The 1,438-nt window shown below is 55.7% G+C and carries 1 rRNA gene (running past one end of the window); it reads right to left on the bottom strand.

The window, feature by feature from the left end:
* Positions 1 to 41: 41 nt before the first annotated feature.
* Positions 42 to 1,438 (bottom strand): 23S ribosomal RNA (locus ACH4D5_RS38825) (it continues 1,372 nt past the right edge of the window).

The raw sequence follows: 1,438 nt of genomic DNA, 5'->3' as shown, positions 1-1,438 counted from the left end.
TGTTCGTGGTTTCAGAACCAACACAGTGGACGCGAGCAACTGAGGACAAGCCCTCGGCCTATTAGTACCAGTCACCTCCACCCGTTACCGGGCTTCCAGATCTGGCCTATCAACCCAGTCGTCTACTGGGAGCCTTAACCCCTCAAAGGGGGTGGGAATACTCATCTCGAAGCAGGCTTCCCGCTTAGATGCTTTCAGCGGTTATCCTTTCCGAACGTAGCCAACCAGCCATGCCCTTGGCAGGACAACTGGCACACCAGAGGTTCGTCCGTCCCGGTCCTCTCGTACTAGGGACAGCCCTTCTCAATATTCCTACGCGCACAGAGGATAGGGACCGAACTGTCTCACGACGTTCTAAACCCAGCTCGCGTACCGCTTTAATGGGCGAACAGCCCAACCCTTGGGACCGACTCCAGCCCCAGGATGCGACGAGCCGACATCGAGGTGCCAAACCATCCCGTCGATATGGACTCTTGGGGAAGATCAGCCTGTTATCCCCGGGGTACCTTTTATCCGTTGAGCGACGGCGCTTCCACAAGCCACCGCCGGATCACTAGTCCCGACTTTCGTCCCTGCTCGACCCGTCGGTCTCACAGTCAAGCTCCCTTGTGCACTTACACTCAACACCTGATTACCAACCAGGCTGAGGGAACCTTTGGGCGCCTCCGTTACCCTTTGGGAGGCAACCGCCCCAGTTAAACTACCCATCAGACACTGTCCCTGATCCGGATCACGGACCGAGGTTAGACATCCAGCACGACCAGAGTGGTATTTCAACGGCGACTCCACGAACACTGGCGTGCCCGCTTCAAAGTCTCCCACCTATCCTACACAAGCCGAACCGAACACCAATATCAAACTGTAGTAAAGGTCCCGGGGTCTTTCCGTCCTTCTGCGCGAAACGAGCATCTTTACTCGTAGTGCAATTTCACCGGGCCTATGGTTGAGACAGTCGAGAAGTCGTTACGCCATTCGTGCAGGTCGGAACTTACCCGACAAGGAATTTCGCTACCTTAGGATGGTTATAGTTACCACCGCCGTTTACTGGCGCTTAAGTTCTCAGCTTCGCACACCCGAAAGTGCACTAACCGGTCCCCTTAACGTTCCAGCACCGGGCAGGCGTCAGTCCGTATACATCGCCTTACGGCTTCGCACGGACCTGTGTTTTTAGTAAACAGTCGCTTCTCGCTGGTCTCTGCGGCCACCCCCAGCTCAGACAGTAAATGTCATCACCGGTGATGGCCCCCCTTCTCCCGAAGTTACGGGGGCATTTTGCCGAGTTCCTTAACCATAGTTCACCCGAACGCCTCGGTATTCTCTACCTGACCACCTGAGTCGGTTTAGGGTACGGGCCGCCATGAAACTCGCTAGAGGCTTTTCTCGACAGCATAGGATCATCCACTTCACCACAATCGGCTCGGCATCAGGTCTCAGCCTT

Source organism: Streptomyces sp. NPDC018029 (assembly GCF_044327655.1).
Classification (GTDB): Bacteria; Actinomycetota; Actinomycetes; order Streptomycetales; family Streptomycetaceae; genus Streptomyces.
The sequence above is the reverse complement of the archived record's forward strand: the minus strand, read 5'-3'. Positions and strand labels throughout refer to the sequence as shown.